Below are 19,209 nucleotides of genomic sequence, written 5' to 3' on the forward strand. Positions count from 1 at the left end.
TCGCCCTGCGGTGGGCGGCTGCTGACCGATCAAGCGGCAGACCCCACCCGGGTTCCATCAGGCGCAGGCCTCAAGCTTAACGTCCCGCTAACCATCCGCCCGGCAGATCTTGCCGGGTGCGCCGGTGGGAAGCCCTCCCGGCAGCGGGCGGCGGGTGAGTTCGATGGCGGAGATGGCGAGCGCGCCGGCACGGATGGGAGCGGCGGCGGTCTTGGGCCAGATCGCGCTGCCCACGCGCGGCGACCTCCAGGCTCTGTCGAAGCGCTCGGACCTGCTGTTCGCCACCGGCGTCATGGCGATCCTGGCGGTGCTGATCTTCCCGCTGCCGGCGATCCTGCTCGACCTGCTGCTGGCGGTCTCGATCATCATGTCGGTGCTGATCATGATGACCGGCCTGTCGATCGACAACCCCCTGGAATTCACCGTCTTCCCGACGCTGCTGCTCATCGCCACGATGCTGCGGCTTGCCCTGAACCTCGCCTCGACCCGCCTGATCCTCGGGCACGGTCACGAGGGAACGGCGGCGGCCGGCCACGTGATCGAGGCGTTCGGCCACTTCGTCATGGGCGGCAACTTCGTTATCGGGATCATCGTATTCGCGATCCTGATCATCGTGAACTTCGTGGTGATCACGAAGGGCTCCGGCCGCATCGCCGAGGTGGCCGCCCGCTTCACCCTCGACGCTATGCCCGGCAAGCAGATGGCGATCGACGCCGACCTGTCGGCGGGCCTGATCGACGAGAAGGCCGCCAAGGCCCGGCGCGCGGCGCTCGAGGAGGAATCCTCCTTCTTCGGCGCGATGGACGGCGCGTCGAAGTTCGTCCGCGGCGACGCGGTCGCCGCCCTGCTGATCACCTTCATCAACGTGGTGGGCGGCATCATCATCGGCGTCGCCCAGCAGGGCCTGAGCTTCGGTGACGCCGCCAAGAGCTACACGCTGCTGACCATCGGCGACGGCCTCGCGAGCCAGGTGCCGGCGCTGATCGTCTCGACGGCCGCAGGCCTGCTGGTCTCGAAGGCCGGCGTGCGCGGCGCGGCCGACAAGGCGCTGGGCAAGCAGCTCGCGCATTACCCCAAGGCGCTCGGCATGTCGGCAGCCGTGATGCTGCTGATCGCCCTGCTGCCCGGCATGCCGATGCTGCCGTTCCTGCTGCTGGGCGGCGGGGCCGGCTACGCCGCGTGGCGCATCAACAAGACCGCCAAGCTGGCGCCGCCCCTCGACGCGTCGGGTGCGCCGATCGACCCGAAGGCGGTGGCCGCCGCAGCGGCGGCGAAGGAGGAAACCGTCACCGATCTCCTGAAGCTCGACGATCTCAAGCTCGAGATGGGCTACGCGCTCCTGGCCCTCGTCAACGGCGAAGGGCAGGACCGGCTGACGGACCAGATCAAGGCCCTGCGCCGCCAACTCGCGGCGGAACTCGGCTTCGTGATGCCGTCCGTGCGCATCCTCGACAACGTCCAGCTCGACGCCAACACCTACGTGGTGCGGGTCAAGGAGATCGAGGCGGGCACGGGGCGGATCTTCCCGGGCCAGTTCATGGCGATGGACCCGATGGGCGGGCAGGTGCAGTTGCCCGGCCAGCACCTGCTGGAGCCGACCTTCGGGCTGCCCGCCACTTGGATCGACGCGGCGCTTCGCGATCAGGCGCAGCTCAAGGGCTACACGGTCGTGGACGCCGCCACCGTGGTTTCGACTCATCTCACGGAAGTGATCAAGGCGCACGTCTCCGAACTCCTCAACCACGTCGAGGTCTCGAAGCTCCTGCGCGAGCTGCCGAAGGAACATGCCGAGTTGCTCAAGGAGATCGTGCCGTCGCAGATCTCGACCACCGGCATCCAGCGGGTGCTGCAGTTCCTGCTCGCCGAGCGGGTCTCGATCCGAGACCTCGGCGCGATCGTCGAGGCGGTCGCAGAAGTGGCTGGCGGCGTGAAAAATCCGCGCGACGTGGTCGAGCATGTCCGCGCCCGGCTGGGCCGGCAGATCTGCGCCCAGTATCAGGACCAGGGCGGAACCCTGCCCATCATCACCCTGTCGCCGGCCTGGGAGCAGGCCTTCATGGAGTCGATTGTCGGCGAGCGCGAGGAGCGCTACCTCGCCATGCAGCCCTCGAAGCTCAGCGAGTTCGTGAACGCGGTCCGCGACCGGTTCGAGACGGCGGCGCGGCAGGGCGAGATGCCCGTCCTGGTCACCTCGGCGCAGACGCGACCCTTCGTGCGCTCAATCATCGAGCGATTCCGTCGCGAGACTCCGGTGATGAGCCAGGCGGAGATCCACCCGCGGGCGCGGCTGCGGACGGTGAATTCGATCTGAGGGGGTCGGGTCGCTGGCTGTCCACCGCGCGATCATCGTCGATGGATGATCTCCCGGACATGGGGGGCCGGCCAGACATCCAGGTCCCGACCCCGTCACAATCTTGGGGCCGCGAAGCGGGGCCCGGAAGCCGGACACGCGCCTGGCTCAGAACCTTGGGCTGGTGGCGGCTCTGGTTTCCGGCCCCGCCTGGCGGCGCCCCGGAATGACGCAGGGCTCATTCTGCCGCCCGTGCGCTGGCTGGATAAGCGGTTTGAGCAACCTGAACGGCGCTGGGCCGATGTCGAACGATCGGTCGCCCGTATGCCTCACACCGCCTTCTGCTTCAGCTCCCGCTCCATCTCGTGCGCGTCGAGACCGGGCACGATCACCGGCGGCTCCGGGACGGCGGCGGCCTTGGGCCCGTGTGCGGCCGAGCCGATCGCCGCAGCAAGGCGCGAGCGCTCGAAGGCGATCACGACGATCACCGAGACGAGGGCCGGGATCCAGAAATAGAAGATCCGGAAGATGATCACCGCCGCGATGATCGCATCCTTCTGCGCCTCGTCGGTGATGTGCATGGCGGTGATGAAGACGATCTCGAACACGCCGAGGCCGCCGGGCGCGTGCGAGGCGAGCGCCACCGAGAACGAGGCGAGGAAGATCGCCAGGACCGGGATGAAGCCCGGGTTCATCGCCTCCGGAAGGACGAAGTAGATGATCCCGGCCGCGCCCAGCAGCTCCAGCGGCGCCGCCAGGAGCTGGCGGCCCATGATGCCGGGCCGCGGATATTCCAGCTTGAACGACCGGATGTGCAGCGGGCGCAGCCGCAGGATCGAGCCCAAGACGTAGAGGGCGACGAAGCCCAGCATGCCGATCCCGACAACCAGCGCGGTCTTCGAGTCGGTGAGGAAGCCGGGCAGCTTGCCCTCAAGCCGCGACAGCAGGTTCGGGTCGACCACCAGGGTGAACCCGCCGAGCAGGATCGTGCCGAGGAAGAACGTGAACGAGCAGAGCGCCACCAGCACGGCGACCTGCGCGGCTGTCAGCCCCTTGGCGGTGTAGGCCCGGTAGCGCACCAGGGCGCCGGAGAAGACAGAGGCGCCGATATTGTGTGAGAGCGCGTAGGTCGTGAAGGAGCAGAGGGAGACGAACAGCCACGAGATGTGACGGACGCCCAGGTGCAGCAGAGCGATCCGGTCGTACCAGGCCAGCGCCGCATAGGCGACGAGCGTGGACAGGGCGGCGAGCAGGATCCGGTGCGGCGGGATCGCCAGGATGGCGGCCCAGATCGCCGCGAGGGAGGTGGTCTTCAGCTCTTGGTAGAGGAAGTAGCCCGACACGACCACGGCTGCGAGGCCGATCAAGGGCCAGATGAACTCGCTGAGCTTCTTCATGAACACCGACGCCCTGGGGAGAGCCCCTGATGCGCCGGCAAGCGACGCGCTGCAAGCGGCCCGAAGACCACGGCGCCCCCCTTGTCAGGTGATCGTGACGGTTTCGTGCCGCGGCGCAGCCGCCGCGGTCGGGCCGGCGCCGGGACCCTCGCTCAACCCCGGGCGCGGTTCAGCCCGATGCCGTCCATGGCGGCCTGGTCGCGGGCCGCGTCGGCGGCGCGCTCGGCGGTGCGCTCGCGGTCGTTGAGGATCTCGACCTTCTTCAACTCCTCGAAGGCTTCGCCGAGCTCGGCCTTCGCCTCGGCGAGCTGCCCCTCCAGCGCCTGGGCGGACTGGAGCATGTTGTCCCGGCGCGTCGCCGCCGCGCGGGCGTAGGTCGGATAGGCGAAGTGGCCCACATCGGTGATGCCGGCGCGCGCCTCCTCGACGGCGACCTCCCGGTCGAGCTCCACCGCCATGCGCTGGAAGTCGGCCATCATCATCTCGATCTGGGTCACGCGGCGGCGCTTCTCGTCAACCTGGAAGCGGCGCAGGCGGATCAGCGTGTCTCGCGATTTCATCAGGACGCTCACTCCACGCAACGCTCAAGGCCCGGCCGGGGAATCGTGCCCGCCAGAGGCCCCTGAACGACCCTGCCGGGGCAGACCCGCTCGGATATTCACTCGGCCCCGAATCCGCTGGCGCTGTGGCACCACCCGGGCATGGAAGGCCTAGGCCCCGCCGAGGATCTGGCCGAGCCGTGCGTAACCATCGCCGATGGACGTTGCTTCTTCCTTACCCTGCCCCAGAAAAGCCTCAAGATCCGGCATGAGCGCCACGGCCTCGTCGACCTCCTGGGACGAGCCCGCGCGGTAGGCGCCGAGCCGGATGAGCTCCTCCATGTCGGCGTAGGTGGAGAGCACCCGGCGGGCGCGTCGGACCACGGGGAGATACGTCGGATCGCAGGCGCGCGGCATGGTCCGCGAGACCGAGCGCAGCACATTGATCGCCGGATAGCGGCCCCGCTCGGCGATCGCCCGCTCCATGACGATGTGGCCGTCGAGGATGCCCCGGACCGCGTCGGCCACGGGCTCGTTGTGGTCGTCACCCTCCACCAGGACGGTGAACAGGGCCGAGATCGTCCCCTGCCCGACCCCCGGCCCGGCCCGTTCGAGCAGGCGCGGCAATTCCGAGAAGACGGTGGGCGTGTAGCCCTTGGCGGTGGGCGGCTCGCCGGCCGCGAGGCCGATGTCGCGCTGGGCCATGGCGAAGCGCGTGATCGAATCGATCATGCACAGCACCTTGGCGCCCTGGTCGCGAAAATATTCGGCCACCGACAGAGTCATATAGGCGGCGTTGCGGCGCATGAGCGCCGGCTCGTCCGAGGTCGCCACCACGACGACCGAGCGGGCGAGGCCGGCCGCGCCGAGATCGTCCTGAAGGAATTCCTGAACTTCACGGCCGCGCTCGCCCACCAGCCCGATCACCGCGATGTCGGCGGCGGTATAGCGGGCGAGCATCGACAGCAGCACGGACTTGCCGACACCCGAACCCGCGAAGATGCCCATGCGCTGGCCGGCGCACATGGTGAGGAAGGTGTTGATGCAGCGGACGCCGAGGTCCAGCGGTCCGCCGACGCGGGTGCGGGCATGGGCCGGCGGCGGGTCGGCGCGGAGGGGGTAGACGTCCGGTCCCTGCGGTAGCGGTCCCAGCCCGTCCACCGGCCGCCCGAGGGCATCGACCACGCGGCCGAGCCAGCCCGCAGACGGGCGGATCGCCCCGGCCGATTCGTCGCGCACATAGGCGGGGCAGCCCCGCCGGACGCCGTCGAGGGAGCCGAACGGCATGGCGAGCGCCCGGTCGCCCTGGAAGCCGATGATCTCGCAGGGCACCAGCCCGAGGCCGTTGGCGCCCTCGACGTCGATCCGTCCGCCGAGCCGCATGGCGGCGACGGGTCCCGCAACTTCCACGAGCAGTCCGCGAATCGCCACCACCCGCCCGAAGGTCTGCAGCACCTCCACCCGGTCCAGGGCGGCGCGGGCCGTTGTGAGAGAAGAAACGGATCTTGCCGGATCCTGTGTCATCGGCCTGGCTCTCAACGCTTCGTTTACCGGCCTCCTTAACACTGCGCTTAACGGGCTCGTAGCGGCTCGATCCGGGTCTCGGTCACCGCCGAGCTCGACGAAGTCGTCCGGCTGTGTCCCCTGGACCACAGCGGGGATCGAAACGTTACGGCGGAAGTACTTACGCCGCAGGGGGCGGATGGTCTGAACGCGGACGGCTTGGAATCAGGGCTCAGCGCGGCACCGGAGAACTCAACTTTCTCCTGTCAAGCTCGAAGAACTGCGAACGAGACGCTTGCGGGCGGGAATCAGGTTTTGTTAACGATTAATCCATAGCGTTCACGTCAAGGGCGACGGGGCGCCCGTCCACAGGCCGGTGGGCGGGCGAACGATATGACGTGTCTGCGCGCTGATGCGGCCGGCTGGGCTGGGGACCGACGATGCGGGTACTTTTGATCGAGGACGACAGCGCGACCGCGCAGAGCATCGAGCTGATGCTCAAGTCCGAGAACTTCAACACCTACACCACCGACCTCGGGGAAGAGGGTGTCGATCTCGGTAAGCTGTACGATTACGACATCATCCTCCTCGATCTGAACCTGCCCGACATGTCGGGCTACGAGGTGCTGCGCTCGCTGCGCGTCGCCAAGGTGAAGACGCCGATCCTGATCCTCTCCGGCATGGCCGGCATCGAGGACAAGGTGAAGGGCCTCGGCTTCGGCGCCGACGATTACCTCACCAAGCCGTTCCACAAGGACGAACTGGTGGCCCGCATCCACGCCATCGTGCGCCGCTCGAAGGGCCACGCCCAGTCGGTCATCACCACCGGCGACCTGATCGTGAACCTCGATCAGAAGACCGTCGAGGTCGGCGGCGCCCGTGTGCACCTCACCGGCAAGGAGTACCAGATGCTGGAACTCCTCTCGCTCCGGAAGGGCACGACGCTCACCAAGGAGATGTTCCTCAACCATCTCTACGGCGGCATGGACGAGCCCGAGTTGAAGATCATAGATGTCTTCATCTGCAAGCTGCGCAAGAAGCTCGCCAACGCCAGCCAGGGCAAGAACTACATCGAGACCGTCTGGGGCCGCGGCTACGTGCTGCGCGAGCCGATGGACGGCGAGGAGCGCATGGCGGTCTGATCCGCCGCCAATTCGGTCTCTTGAAAAACCCCGTGCGGCCCGGCCGCGCGGGGTTTTCGCGTTTCAGGCGGGCACGCTCGAAGCATCCGAGACCAACGGAAATTACACGCATTCCGACTGACCCGGTCATCCTCGGCATGGGATGTTCACGCTTGCCCTCGCCGAAGCGCTCTCCTCCCCCTTGTGGGGAGGAGTTGGAGGTGGGGGTCGTTCAGGATGAGGCGACGCGGTGCCTTCTGCACCACCCCCACCCCTGGCCCCTCCCCACAAGGGGGAGGGAAAAGCGCCCCGATTTCAGACGGTTGAGTGTTGGTGGGAGAGATGTGAGTGCGGTGGCATCCTCAGGCGCGGATTGGATGACGGAACGTCTCAGACGCCCGCGTCCCAACCTCTCGGACGATGTAGCCCGCGGTCACCGCACCCCGGCGGCGGAAAAGACCTGCGCGGCGGGCGCGATCACCACGTAGCCCCCGCACGGAGCCGCTCGGCTGATGACCGCGCTGGCGACGCCCCAGATATAGGTGCCGCCGCGATCCTGCGCGACGACCGGACCGCCGGAATCGCCGAAGCAGACACGGGCGCCGTTGGCGCGCGCGATGGTCAAGCCGGTGCTGCTCGCCGCGACCGGCGTGAGCGTCGCCGTCCGCAGACGCCCGACCGCGCGCCCGGACAGGCCCGCCCCGGCGATCCGCAGGCTCTTCGGAACCCGGGTCGGATCGGCCGCGAGGGGCACCGGGCGCCGGCCGCGCACCGGCTCGGTCAGGCGCAGCACCGCGAGGTCGAGGGACAGGTCGGAGAGGCTGACATCGGGGGCCGCGTTCGGCAGCATCTCCCCCGGGTCCGGGCTGTAGCGGGCCGCGACCCGTGCGGCATAGACCGGTCGCGCCGGTTCGGTCCCGCGAAAGAACACCACCAGCGCGCCGAGGGGGTCGCCGTTCACGCAGTGCGCCGCCGTGAGCACGAGGTCCGGCGCGATGAGCACGCCGGAGCAGCGGGTCAGGCGCAGGGCCTCCTCGGGCTGCGTGATCGTGCCGATGGCGACGGTGGCCTGCGCGAGGGCGTCGCGGCCCGCCGGCGCCCCGCCGTCGATGGCGAGCGCCGGCCCTGACGCGCCCAGGCCGAGTGCCGCGGCCGATCCGACGCAGGCGAGCCGTGCCGCGATGGTCCCGAAGATGGTCACGTGCTGATCTCTCCTCGCGAGCGGCCCCGGCCGCAACAGATGCGGTTCCGGACCGGCCGCGCAAGCGGGCGCGAGGACGCGGCCGCCGTCACGTCCGCGTCATCGTCACCCGGACGGCGCGATCAGCGCGCCACCGTCCAGGTGGTCGTGCCGTCCTTGTTGTCCTTCACGGCGACGCCCATCGCGGCGAGCGCGTCGCGCGCCCGGTCGGAGGCGGCCCAATCCTTGGCGGCCCGGGCGGCACGGCGCTCGGCAATCAGCGCCTCGACCGCCGCGACGTCGATGCCGGATTCGGCGACCTGATCCTGCTCCCGGTCGCTGCGCGTGCGCGTCAGGAAGCCGAGCAGGTTGGCGCCCGCCCGTAAGGCAGCCGGATCCGCCTCGGCCCCGCTGCCCAGCCGGTGCAGCTCGTTGATCGCCGCGGGCGTGTTGAGGTCGTCGCAGAGCGCGTCGAGCAGCCCGGCGGGAACCTCGCGCGCGGCGGGCTCGTCGCCGGCGGCGTTGTACCAGCGGTCAAGGACGCGGCTCGATTCTTCGAGACCGCGCAGGGTCCAGTCGATCGGCTGGCGGTACTGGGTCTTGAGCATGGTGAGCCGAACCACCTCGCCGGGCCAGTCCTTGAGCACGTCACGGATGGTGATGAAGTTGCCCAGCGATTTCGACATCTTCTCCCCCTCTACCTGAAGGAAGCCGTTGTGCAGCCAGACATTGGCCATCACGCCGGTGCCGAAGCAGCAGCGGGACTGCGCCACCTCGTTCTCGTGGTGGGGAAAGATCAGGTCGATGCCGCCCGCGTGGATGTCGAAGGTCTGGCCCAGGTGCTTGGCCGACATGGCCGAGCACTCGATGTGCCATCCCGGCCGGCCCGGCGCCGCGATGCCGGCGGGCGACGGCCACGAGGGCTCTCCGGGCTTCGAGGGTTTCCAGAGCACGAAGTCGAGGGGTGAGCGCTTGTAGGGCGCCACCTCGACCCGGGCGCCGGCCTCCATCTCGTCGAGGGGTCGCCTGGAGAGCTGACCGTAGTCCGGCATCGAGGGCACGTCGAACAGGACGTGCTCCTCCGCCACGTAGGCGTGGCCGGCGCGCACCAGGGCGTCGATCATCGTCACCATCTCGGCAATGTGATCGGTCGCCCGGGGCTCGATGAAGCGGGGGCGCTCGCCGGGCCGGTTGACGTCCTCGGGCATCAGCACGCCGAGGTCGCGCACGTCCTTGTGGAACTGCGCCAGCGTTCCGTCGGTCAGTTCGCGGATGGTGATGCCGCGCTCGGCGGCGCGGGCGTTGATCTTGTCATCGACGTCCGTGACGTTGCGCGCGTAGGTGACGTGCGCCGGCCCGTAGAGGTGGCGCAGCAGCCGGAACAGCAGGTCGAAGACGATGATCGGCCGGGCGTTGCCGATATGGGCCGCGTCGTACACGGTCGGACCGCAGGCGTAGAAGCGGACATGCTCCGGGTCGATCGGCGCGAAGGCCTCCTTGGCACCCGTCAGCGTGTTGTAGAGCCGCAACATCGGCGCCATGAAACCCACCTCCCTGCCGGCACGGCGGCCGGACCGCGGCGCCCCGCTCCAGACGGCAACCGGCTTTGACCGCAAGACCCTGGCGGCCTCGCGCGGCGAAGAACGGCCGGACCGTGGCGGACCCGGCAGGGCCGTCGCCACGCGCTGTTGCATCGCCGCGACGGCGCGGCCCGCCCGATGGGGCTAACCCAAAAGCGTGAGGAATTCGAGAAGGCCTGCGCGCGACGCGGGTAAGGCTTCCTTAACTGCGTCGTCGGACCGTCCGGCCAGCAAGCCTCACGCCACCGATCCTGTGTTCAAGGACCCTCCATGCGACGCTCGGCCGCCGGTTTCCTCGTCCTCGCCACCGCTCTGGCCACCGCCGGACTGGCGCATGCTGCCCTGGCCGGGAGCGACGGCGAGACCCCCGCGAAGGTGGCGAGCCACGTCGAGAAGACCTTCCTGATCCCGTCGAGCGACGGCTACGGCGTCGGCGATTGCCTGACGACCCCGGGCAGCGCCTGCGGCCAGGTGGTCGCCAACGCATGGTGCGAGGCGCAGGGCTACGCCGCCGCCAACTCCTACGGCGTCGCGGCCGCCGACGAGTATACCGGCGCCATCAGCCAGCCGGTTCCGGCGCCGTCGGAGCGCCCGATCCGCATCACCTGCCAGGACTGAACCTGATACGATCCGGCGCGCCGCGCCCTACTTGAGGGCGTCGGCACATTTCGGCGCGGGCTCCGTGCCCCACGGTGCCAGCGGCACCGCCGAGGTCGAGTTCTTCGGCGAGCCCTGGATGACCTTGTCCGAATAGACCATGTAGATCAGCGTATTGCGCCGCGCGTCGCAGCCCCGCACGATCTGCATCGACTTGAAGATCAGCGACCGGCGCTCGCTGAAGACCACCTCGCCCTGACTCAACTTGCCCTTGAAGGCCACCGGGCCGGTCTGGCGGCAGGCCAGGGAGATGTCGGAGACGTCCTCCGCCAGCCCGAGCGTGCCCTTGATGCCGCCCTTCTCCGGCTGGGTGTACCAGCAGGCGACGCCGGAGACCGCCGGATCGTCGATGCCGTAGACGACCAGCTTGTCGTTCGGCGTCAGCGGGCGCCAGACCGTCGACTTGTCGAAGATCCGGTCCGGCTCCTGGGCCGCGGCGGGGGCGACCGCCGCCAGTCCCGCCGCCAGCCCCGAGACCAGAAGCCCAACATAGGTGAGACTCCGAAACCACATCGCCGGCCAATTCCCCCTCAAGCTTGCCGACTGGATGTAGGAGGGGTGTCGCCACCTTTCGAGGGGGCGTACACTGGCTGTGCTTCGGCCCCGAAGCGCGGATGCGCGCCCGCCCGGCCCCTTCGGAGCGATGCGCACCCGATCAACGCGATGCCGCCAATGCCTCACCGCCCGATCGTCCGTTCGTTCGGCCGCCTCCTCCTGGGTGCGGTGCTGGCTCTCGGGCTGTGTCAGACGCTGTCCCACCCTGCCGGTGCGCAGGAGGCCCCGGCCGCCCCACCTGCCGCCGACACGCGGCCAACCCCGCCTCAGCCGTCGCCGCAATGCCGGCGCTACCGGGCCGAGTTGGCGGCCGTCCAGAACGGCGCCAGCACGACGCGCGCCCTCAACGACGAGATCGGGCGGCTGGAAGCCTATTTCCGCGGGCTGAACTGCGAGGGCGGCAAGTTCCTGTTCTTCGACACGCGCCCGCCGCAATGCGGGGCCGTGGAGCAGCGGATCCGCGCCCTGAAGGCGACCTATGGCGGCGCCGTGATCGACGACAGCGGGGCGCGCAAGCGGGAACTGCAGGGCCTCATCGCCTCGACCTGCCCGGCCCGCGAGACCTACGCGGCCAGCGGCGAGGCCTACGCCAAGGGCGGCCCGCAGATGGTCTGCGTGCGCACCTGCGACGGCGGCTTCTTCCCGATGCGGAACCTGCCCGACGGGCGCGGCGGCGCCGACGAGATGTGCCAAGCCCTCTGCCCGGGGACGGAGGCGCAGGCCTATTCCATGCCGTACGGCGACGACGCCCTGAAGCATGCCGCGTCGGTGAAGGGCAGCCGCGCCTACGCGAGCCTCGCCAACGCCTTCAAGTTCCGCAAGGAATTCGTGCCGAACTGCTCCTGCAAGCCGGAGGGCAAGACCTGGGCGCAGTCCCTGGTGAAGGCCGAGAGCATGCTGGTGCGCCACAAGGGCGATATCTTCGTGACGCCGATGCAGGCCGAAGCCCTGTCGCGCCCGAAGGTGCGCCTGACGCTGGTCGGCCGGGCCGACAGGACCGCGGCGGAACTCGCCGCCGACGCCGCCGGGCGTGCCGCCGGCGAGGGCCGGTCCGGTGCGCCGGCGGCCGCGCAGGCCACGGGCGATCGGAGTGACACCGCAGACGCTGCGAAGCCCGACGACGCGAAAGCGCTCGAGGTCAAGCCGGATCACGTTGCCGTGCGCGTCATCGCGCCGAACGTCATCGCGGTGCCGCAGCGCCTCATCCCCTGAGACCTGCAACGCGTTCCTGCACGGAACCATGGGCGGCGTTCGGAGTTCGGCAGGGCCTGACTCGACGCGAGGCCTCATGCGGTTGCTGCGATTGCTTCTCCTGACCGGCACGGTGATCCCGGGCCTGACCCTGACGCAGCCCGCCGGCGCAGCACCGGGTCGGATCCTGCTGGCCCAGGGGGGACCGGACGAGCGTGGTCCGCGCGGCGGCGAGCCCCCGCACGGCGGTCCGCGCCAGGAGCGCGCGCCGCAGGAGCGTCCCGGCCCGCCACCGGGACCGCCCGCCGGCCGCGAACGGCCGGAACCGCGACCTGAGCGCGCCGCCCCGCCGCCCGCCGCCCGCGAACGTCCCGAGCCGCCGGCCCAGCGCCAACCGCAGGCCGAACCGCCCGCCCGGGAACGCGCTCCTGAACGCAGGCCGGAACCCCCAGCGCCGCGGGCGCCGGCCCCGGACCGGCAGGAGCGCCAGCAGGAGCCGCGTCCGGAGCGGCAACAGCGGCAGCCGGATCGTCCGGCATCGGGCGCCCAGGAGCGGGCGGCCCCCGATCGCCCCGCGCCCGCGCGGCGGCAGGCACCGGACCAGGACGAGGCGCCGGCGCCCTCTGCACGGCCGAACGCCGAGCGGCCTGCATCCCCGCCGCAGCCGCGGCAGGCACCCGACCGGGACCGTCCAGCCCCCGATTCCACGCCCAATCGCCCGGGGGCGCGGGATGCCGCGCCCGATCGCGAGCCTTCCGGCCAGCGTCAGGGCGGCCCGGGCGCAGCCCCGCGCGACGCGCAGCCGGACACGCGTCCCAACGGCCGCCCCGATGCCCGGCCACCGGCGCCGAACGCCGCCCCGAGCCCTGCCCCCAGCCCTGCGCCGAACGCGGCACCGGGCGCTCCGGGAAGACCGGTGCAGCGCCAGGACGCGCAGCCCGAGAACCGTTCGCAGCCGGCGGGTCCGAATACGGGTCCCGGTGCCGAACAAGGCCGGCCGACGCCGCCGAACATGGCTCCGGGCGTTCCCGGGCGGCCGGTGCAGCGCCAGGACGTTCAACCCGAGGGCCGTCCGCAGCCGAATGCCGGCCCGGCCGCCGAACCGGGTCGGCCTGTCGCCCCGAACATGGCCCCGGGCGTTCCGGGCAGGCCGTTCCAGCCGCCGGGCCAAGCGCCCGCGGCCGGCCAAGCACCCGTCGGCGTGGCCCCGCCTGCTCAGCCCGGCCCGGGTGGCCCCGGTCCGAACGGGGCCGGCCGTCCGGGAGATCGCGGCGACTTCAACGCGCCCGGCCAGCCGGGCTACGTCCCTGGCGGCTTCCGCCAGAACGACGACGTGCGCGACTACGAGCAGGTCCGACGTGACCGGCGGGAGTACAGCGAGGGTGGGCGCACCTTCTACCGGGAGCCTGGCCGCATCATCGTGCGGGACCGGGACGGCTATCTGATCCGCCACGACGAGAATGAGCGTTTCCGCGATCTCGACCCGCGCGGCTACCGCTACGAGCGCCGCGGATCCGACTATTACAGCTTCATCGACCGGCCCGGCGGCGAGCAGATCGTCACCGTCACGGACGATGACGGCCGGATGCTGCGTCGTTACCGCCGGTTCCGCGACGGGCGTGAGGTGCTGATCATCGACAACAGCTATGCCGGACCGCCCCGTCCGATCTACGACGATGTGGTGGTGCTGCCGCCGCCGGATATCCGCATCCCCCGCGACCGCTACGTCGTCGAGTACGACCGAGCGGACGAGGGTACGGTCTACGAGGCGCTGACGGCGCCCCCGGTGGTCGCGGTGGACCGCCGCTACACGCTCGACCAGATCCGGTACAGCCCGGATCTGCGCGCGCGGATGCGGTCGGTGGACATCGACACGATCAACTTCGACACCGGGTCATTCACCGTCACGCCCGATCAAGCGGCCCGGCTGTCGGTGATCGCCGCGGCGATCAACAAGGCGATCCGGGCGAACCCGCAGGAGGTCTTCCTGATCGAGGGCTACACCGACGCGGTGGGCTCCGACATCGACAACCTATCGCTGTCGGATCGGCGCGCCCAATCGGTGGCGACCGTTTTGACCCAGCAGTTCCAGGTTCCGCCGGAGAACCTGACCACGCAGGGCTACGGCGAGCAGTACCTGAAGGTGAATACCCAAGGACCGTCGCGGGAAAACCGCCGCGTCACGGTCCGGCGGATCACGCCGCTGCTGCAACAGGGCTCCGGCCAAGCGCCGCCGCCGCGTTGACGGGAGCGCCGCGCGGCCATGCCCCGCGCGGCGGTTGACGACAGCGACCCGTAGTTCCACCACCCGTGGAGGTTGCGAGCACGGAACGACCATGGAGAGCGAAGCGGACCGGCGGCTGATCCGGTCGGGCACACCGGTCTTCCGCCGCACGGCGCTGGCGCTCGCAGCCGCGGGGTTCTCGACCTTCGCGGTGCTCTACGCCGTCCAGCCATTGCTGCCGATCTACGCGGACGCCTTCGAGGTCTCGCCGGCCGAGAGCAGCCTCGCCCTGTCGCTGCCCTGCGGCCTGCTGGCCTTGGCCTTGTTGGTGGTCAGCCCGCTCTCGGAGATCTGGGGCCGCAAGCCCGTGATGCTGGCCTCGCTCTTCGCCTCGGCGGTGCTCACAATAGTAGCCGCCCTGGTCCCGGGCTGGCACGGGTTCCTGACGCTGCGGGCGCTGACGGGCCTCACGGCGAGCGGCCTGCCCGCCGTGGCCATGGCCTACCTCGCCGAGGAGATGGACGCCGAGGCGATCGGCCTGTCGATGGGCCTGCTGGTGGGCGGCAATGCCCTCGGCGGCATGTCGGGGCGCCTGATCAGCGGCGTGATGGCCGACCATCTCGGCTGGCGGATCGGCCTCGCCACCATCGGGGTGCTGGCGCTGGCGGCGGCCGTCGCGTTCTGGCGCTGGCTGCCGCCGTCCCGCAGCTTCGTGGCCCGCCGCCTCGCCTGGCGGGAGGTGCCCGGCAGCTTCGGACACCATTTCCGCGATGCCGGCCTGCCGTGGCTGTTCGCGGAGGCGTTCCTGCTGATGGGCGGCTTCGTCTGCATCTACAACTACATCGGCTTCCGCCTGCTCGACCCACCGTTCTCGTTGAGCCAGACCGTCATCGGACTGATCTTCTCGGTCTACCTCGCCGGCATGGTGAGCAGCCCGGTCACCGGCGAGCTGGCGAGCCGCCTCGGCCGGCGGCGGGTCCTGTGGCTCGCCACCGGCCTCGGCCTTGCCGGCATCCTCATGACCCTCTCGGACCACATCGTGCTGATCATCGCGGGCGTGGTGGTGGTGACGGTCGGCTTCTTCGGGGCCCATTCGGTCGCGAGCAGCTGGGTCGGGCGCCGGGCCCTGCGAGATCGTGCGCAGGCCTCCTCGGTCTACCTCTGCCTGTACTATCTCGGCTCATCGGTGCTCGGGACCGCCGGCGGCTGGTTCTTCGCGCATTCCGGCTGGACCGGCGTGGTGCTGTTCGTGGCAGCCCTGTACGGTCTGGCGCTGATCATCGCCCTGCGGCTGTCGCGCCTCGCGCCGCTGGCTCTGGAAACCGGGAGGTCCGCATGAGCGCGCGCAACCACGCCAGCAACGTCGTCGATCAGTTCGGCGCGCAGGCTTCCGCCTACGTGGCGAGCGCGGTTCACGCCGCGGGAGCCGACCTCGACCGGATCGGCGCGCTCATCCGCGGCAGGCCGGCGGCGAAGGTGCTCGACCTCGGATGCGGCGGCGGCCACGTCGCCTTCACGGCCGCCGCGGCGGGCGCGACCGTCACGGCCTACGACCTCTCCGAAGCGATGCTCACGGCCGTCAGCGCCGAGGCCGGCCGCCGGGGGTTGGACCGGATCGAGACCCGGCAGGGCGCGGCGGAGACACTGCCCTTCGCGGATGCGACCTTCGACGCGGTGCTGACCCGCTACAGCGCCCACCACTGGCACGATGTCCCGGCCGCGCTGAAGGAGGCACGCCGGGTCCTCAAGCGGGACGGCCTCCTGGTGGTCTGCGACATCGTCGCGGCCGAGGATCCGCTGCTCGACACGCATCTGCAGGCGGTGGAATTGCTGCGGGATCCCTCGCACGTGCGCGACTACCGCGTGTCGGAATGGCGCGCACTGCTGGAGGCGGCGGGCTTCACCCCCGGCGCCACGCTGGAAAGCCGGCCGCGCATGGAATTCGCGAGCTGGATCGCCCGGATGCGGACGGCCGCGCCGCTGGTCGCGGCGATCCGCGCGCTACAGGCCACCGCGCCCGCGGAGGTGGTGGAGCATTTCCGGATCGAGGCCGACGGAAGCTTCCTGCTCGACTCCGTCCTAATCGAGGCCCGACCGCACTGAGCGAGGCGCCACTGGTGACATCGCCGGTCAGCCCATTGAGGTGCCGGAACGCGGCGGATGACGTGGCGATCAGCCGGGCCGACCCGGCTGTTCGTGCGGTTCGGTTCAGGCTGTCTCCCCGGCGAGCCGCCGCTCCGCCCGCGCCCGCCCGATCAGCGGCAGCAGGCCGGCGAGATCCGGTCCATGCTCCAGCCCGGTGAGGGCGAGGCGCAGCGGCATGAACAGCCCGCGACCCTTGGCGCCGGTGCGGATCTTGATCTCGGCCGTCCAGGCCTTCCAGGTCTCCGGGCCGTAAGGCTCCGGCGGCAGGCTCTCGCGGGCGGCTCCGATCACGGCCGGCTCGGTGATGACGGGCTCGACCGGGCCGGTCACGACCCGCCACCATCCGGCCGCCTCGGCGACGCGGCCGTGATTCGGCCGAACCGCGAGCCAGAACGCCTCCGCGCGATCCGACGGGATCCCGAGTTCCGCGAGCCGGTCGGCGACCGCCGCGTACGGCAGGTCGTGGACCAGTCGGGCATTGAGACCGTCGAGTTCCGCGGGGTCGAAGCGGGCCGGCGCGCGCGAGATCTCGCCGAGATCCACCAGCTGCGCCAGCGTGTCGAGATCGGGCACCGCCCGCACGGCTTCGGACGAGCCGGTGAGCACGGCCAGCGAGCGGACAGCGGCGGGCTCGTAGCCCGCCTCGCGCAGGCCGCGCAGCGAGAGGTGTCCGAGCCGCTTCGACAGCCCCTCCCCGTCGGCGGTCGTCAGCAGGTTGTGATGGCCGAAGACGGGCACGGCCGCCCCCAGGGCCTCGAAGATCTGGACCTGGACGCCCGTGTTGGTGACGTGGTCCTCGCCGCGGATGACGTGGGTGATGCCGAGGTCGGCGTCGTCCACCACGGAGGGCAGCGTGTAGAGGTAGCTGCCGTCGGCGCGGATGAGGACCGGGTCCGACAGCGACGCGCAGTCGACATGGGCCGGCCCGCGGACGAGATCATCCCAGGCGACCGTCCGCGCCTCCAGCAGGAAGCGCCAGTGCGGCCGCCGGCCCTCGGCTTCCAGCGCGGCGCGCTCCTCGGCGGTGAGCTTGAGCGCCGCCCGATCGTAGATCGGCGGTTGCCCGCGGCCGAGTTGGCGCTTGCGCCGCCGCTCCAGCTCTTCCTGCGTCTCGTAGCAGGGGTAGAGCCGTCCCGCCGCGCGCAGGCGATCCGCGGCGGCATCGTGCTGGGCCATGCGCGCGCTCTGCCGGGCGAACAGGTCGGGCTCGATGCCGAGCCAGGAGAGATCCTCCCGGATCGCCGCGGCGAACACCTCCGTGGAGCGCTCCGCGTCGGTGTCGTCGAGGCGCAGCAGGAAGCGCCCCCCGTCCTGCGGGCGAACAGGGCGTTGAGCAGGGCCGGGCGGGCGTTGCCGATATGGAGGTAGCCGGTCGGCGACGGGGCGAAGCGGACGAGAGTCATGACCCGCTCTGTAGCCGATCTCCGGAGGAATGTGCGCGCGTCTTCGATGCCGGCGTGCAGCTCATGCCTCGCCGGCCCAGGCCCGCTACCCCCGCCGGGCAAAACCGGTCAGAAGTGCTGCCTATGTGCTGCGGGATCGCGTGAATGGCGACGGACGAGAGGGCCGACATCGTAGTGGTCGGCGGAGGGATGGTGGGGCTCGCCAGCGCCATCGCGCTGAAGGATCGCGGACTCGACGTCGTGTTGTGCGATCCGGGCGAGGCACGGGGCCGGACCTCCTACGGCAATGCCGGCGTGGTCAGCCGGGGATCGATCCTGCCGATGTCGAGCCCGGCCCTCTGGGGCAGGCTTCCGGCCTATCTGCGCAACGCCGACCGGGGCCTACGTCTGCACCATGGGCACCTGCCGCGCATCGTGCCCTACGCGGCACATTTCCTCGCCGCGGCCCGCGCCTCCCGCTGGCGCCGGGCCGCCGCGGCGCTGCTGCCGCTGACGAGCGCCGCCTATCCCGCCCATGAGCGGCTGGCCGCGCGGGCCGGCACAACCGACCGCCTGCAGCGGACCGGCTGGCTCAAGGCCTACAGGACGCAGGCCGCCTTCACGGGTGCCGCACTCGAGCGCGAGATCCTGGCCGGGCACGGCGTGGCGTTCGAGATCCTCGACACCGCTGCCGTGCGCGACCTCGAGCCGGCGCTGGTGCGGCCCTACGCCCGGGCGATGCTGCTCACCGAGACCGGCTCGGTGCGGGAGCCGGGCCGGCTGATCGAGGCCTGCGAGGCCCTGTTCGCCGGGCTCGGCGGACGCCGTCTGCGCGGCAGCGCCGGGCGCCTGGCTCCGGAAGCCGGAGGCTGGCGCGTCGAGCACGAGGCCGGAGCGCTGCGGGCACGGCAGGTCGTGCTGGCGGCGGGCGCCGCCTCCGGGGCGATCGCCCGGACGCTGGGCTACCGGTTCGCGGTGGCGGCCGAGCGGGGCTATCATCGCCACTACGCCCTGCACCCCGACAGCCCGCCCCTGACCCGGCCGGTGCTCGACACCGGCGCCGGATCCATCCTCGCGCCGATGGGCGAGAACAGGATCCGGGTTCTCTCCGGCGTGGAGCTGAACGCCCGCCACGCGGCCCCGGACCACACGCAGATCGAGGCGGCGTCCCGGGAGGCCGCCGGGACGCTTCGTCTCGGCGGTCCACTCGACAACGAGCCCTGGCTCGGCTCGCGCCCTTCGACGCCGGACGGAATGCCGGTGATCGGCCGGGCGCCCCGGCACGAGGGCCTGCTCTTCGCGTTCGGCCACGGCCATATCGGCCTGTCCACCGGCCCCATCACCGGCGAGATTGTGGCCGATCTCGCCACGGGTCGACAACCTTCGGTACCGGTCGACGCCTTCGCGCCCGATCGGCTGCTGCGCTGGCCGCGCCTGTTCTGATC

14 protein-coding genes and 1 pseudogene are annotated in these 19,209 nt (G+C 70.8%); 8 read left to right on the top strand and 7 right to left on the bottom strand.

What is annotated here, in order from left to right:
- The first annotated feature begins 163 nt into the window (after positions 1-163).
- Entirely contained in the window at positions 164-2,311 is a 2,148-nt protein-coding gene (gene flhA, locus MMSR116_RS02880; RefSeq protein WP_039893125.1) for a flagellar biosynthesis protein FlhA, read from the top strand.
- A 308-nt stretch (positions 2,312-2,619) separates the two neighbouring features.
- Here the strand turns inward: flhA and MMSR116_RS02885 are convergent, their stop codons facing one another.
- The 3 genes from MMSR116_RS02885 to fliI form a co-directional block, all read right to left on the bottom strand.
- Positions 2,620-3,687, bottom strand: coding sequence for a lysylphosphatidylglycerol synthase domain-containing protein (locus MMSR116_RS02885; RefSeq protein ID WP_010683838.1), 1,068 nt, complete (start codon positions 3,685-3,687; stop codon positions 2,620-2,622).
- Positions 3,688-3,839: 152 nt separating this feature from the next.
- Positions 3,840-4,247, bottom strand: a complete 408-nt coding sequence (fliJ, locus tag MMSR116_RS02890; protein WP_010683837.1) for a flagellar export protein FliJ — start codon at positions 4,245-4,247, stop codon at positions 3,840-3,842.
- A gap of 150 nt (positions 4,248-4,397) precedes the next feature.
- Entirely contained in the window at positions 4,398-5,750 is a 1,353-nt protein-coding gene (fliI, locus tag MMSR116_RS02895) for a flagellar protein export ATPase FliI (RefSeq protein ID WP_010683836.1), read from the bottom strand.
- A 419-nt stretch (positions 5,751-6,169) separates the two neighbouring features.
- On the opposite strand from fliI, the gene ctrA reads away from it, so the two are divergent.
- Positions 6,170-6,871, top strand: coding sequence for a response regulator transcription factor CtrA (gene ctrA, locus MMSR116_RS02900; RefSeq protein WP_010683835.1), 702 nt, complete (start codon positions 6,170-6,172; stop codon positions 6,869-6,871).
- A 412-nt stretch (positions 6,872-7,283) separates the two neighbouring features.
- Here the strand turns inward: ctrA and MMSR116_RS02905 are convergent, their stop codons facing one another.
- Both MMSR116_RS02905 and cysS read right to left on the bottom strand, forming a co-directional pair.
- On the bottom strand, positions 7,284-8,051 hold the full coding sequence (locus MMSR116_RS02905) for a S1 family peptidase (RefSeq protein ID WP_010683834.1): 768 nt from the start codon (positions 8,049-8,051) through the stop codon (positions 7,284-7,286).
- Between the two features lie 122 nt (positions 8,052-8,173).
- A complete protein-coding gene (cysS, locus tag MMSR116_RS02910; protein WP_010683833.1) occupies positions 8,174-9,571 on the bottom strand; it encodes a cysteine--tRNA ligase in 1,398 nt (465 codons plus the stop codon).
- A gap of 309 nt (positions 9,572-9,880) precedes the next feature.
- Between cysS and MMSR116_RS02915 the strand changes: the two genes are divergently transcribed.
- Positions 9,881-10,228: a hypothetical protein gene (locus MMSR116_RS02915; RefSeq protein WP_010683832.1), complete on the top strand. Its 348-nt coding sequence runs from the start codon at positions 9,881-9,883 to the stop codon at positions 10,226-10,228.
- A 27-nt stretch (positions 10,229-10,255) separates the two neighbouring features.
- On the opposite strand, the gene MMSR116_RS02920 is transcribed toward MMSR116_RS02915, so the two are convergent.
- Positions 10,256-10,780: a CreA family protein gene (locus tag MMSR116_RS02920; RefSeq protein WP_010683831.1), complete on the bottom strand. Its 525-nt coding sequence runs from the start codon at positions 10,778-10,780 to the stop codon at positions 10,256-10,258.
- 159 nt (positions 10,781-10,939) lie between these two features.
- Here MMSR116_RS02920 and MMSR116_RS02925 point away from each other — a divergent pair, with 159 nt between their 5' ends.
- The 4 genes from MMSR116_RS02925 to MMSR116_RS02940 all read left to right on the top strand — a co-directional run bounded on the left by MMSR116_RS02925 (position 10,940) and on the right by MMSR116_RS02940 (position 16,340).
- Positions 10,940-12,034, top strand: a complete 1,095-nt coding sequence (locus tag MMSR116_RS02925) for a DUF2865 domain-containing protein (protein ID WP_010683830.1) — start codon at positions 10,940-10,942, stop codon at positions 12,032-12,034.
- Between the two features lie 76 nt (positions 12,035-12,110).
- Positions 12,111-14,258 carry an OmpA family protein gene (locus MMSR116_RS32445; protein ID WP_010683829.1) on the top strand — a complete coding sequence of 716 codons (2,148 nt, stop codon included), beginning with the start codon at positions 12,111-12,113 and terminating at the stop codon, positions 14,256-14,258.
- Between the two features lie 91 nt (positions 14,259-14,349).
- On the top strand, positions 14,350-15,576 hold the full coding sequence (locus MMSR116_RS02935; protein WP_010683828.1) for an MFS transporter: 1,227 nt from the start codon (positions 14,350-14,352) through the stop codon (positions 15,574-15,576).
- Entirely contained in the window at positions 15,573-16,340 is a 768-nt protein-coding gene (locus tag MMSR116_RS02940) for a class I SAM-dependent methyltransferase (protein WP_010683827.1), read from the top strand. The genes MMSR116_RS02935 and MMSR116_RS02940 overlap by 4 nt, the downstream gene beginning before the upstream one ends.
- A 105-nt stretch (positions 16,341-16,445) precedes the next feature.
- Here MMSR116_RS02940 and gltX read toward each other — a convergent pair.
- Positions 16,446-17,785 (bottom strand): annotated as a pseudogene (gltX, locus tag MMSR116_RS02945) (glutamate--tRNA ligase).
- Between the two features lie 144 nt (positions 17,786-17,929).
- Here gltX and MMSR116_RS02950 point away from each other — a divergent pair.
- Entirely contained in the window at positions 17,930-19,207 is a 1,278-nt protein-coding gene (locus MMSR116_RS02950; protein WP_010683825.1) for an NAD(P)/FAD-dependent oxidoreductase, read from the top strand.
- The last annotated feature ends 2 nt before the right edge of the window (positions 19,208-19,209 follow it).

Origin of the sequence: Methylobacterium mesophilicum SR1.6/6 (genome assembly GCF_000364445.2) — a bacterium.
GTDB classification, from domain to species: Bacteria; Pseudomonadota; Alphaproteobacteria; order Rhizobiales; family Beijerinckiaceae; genus Methylobacterium; species Methylobacterium mesophilicum_A.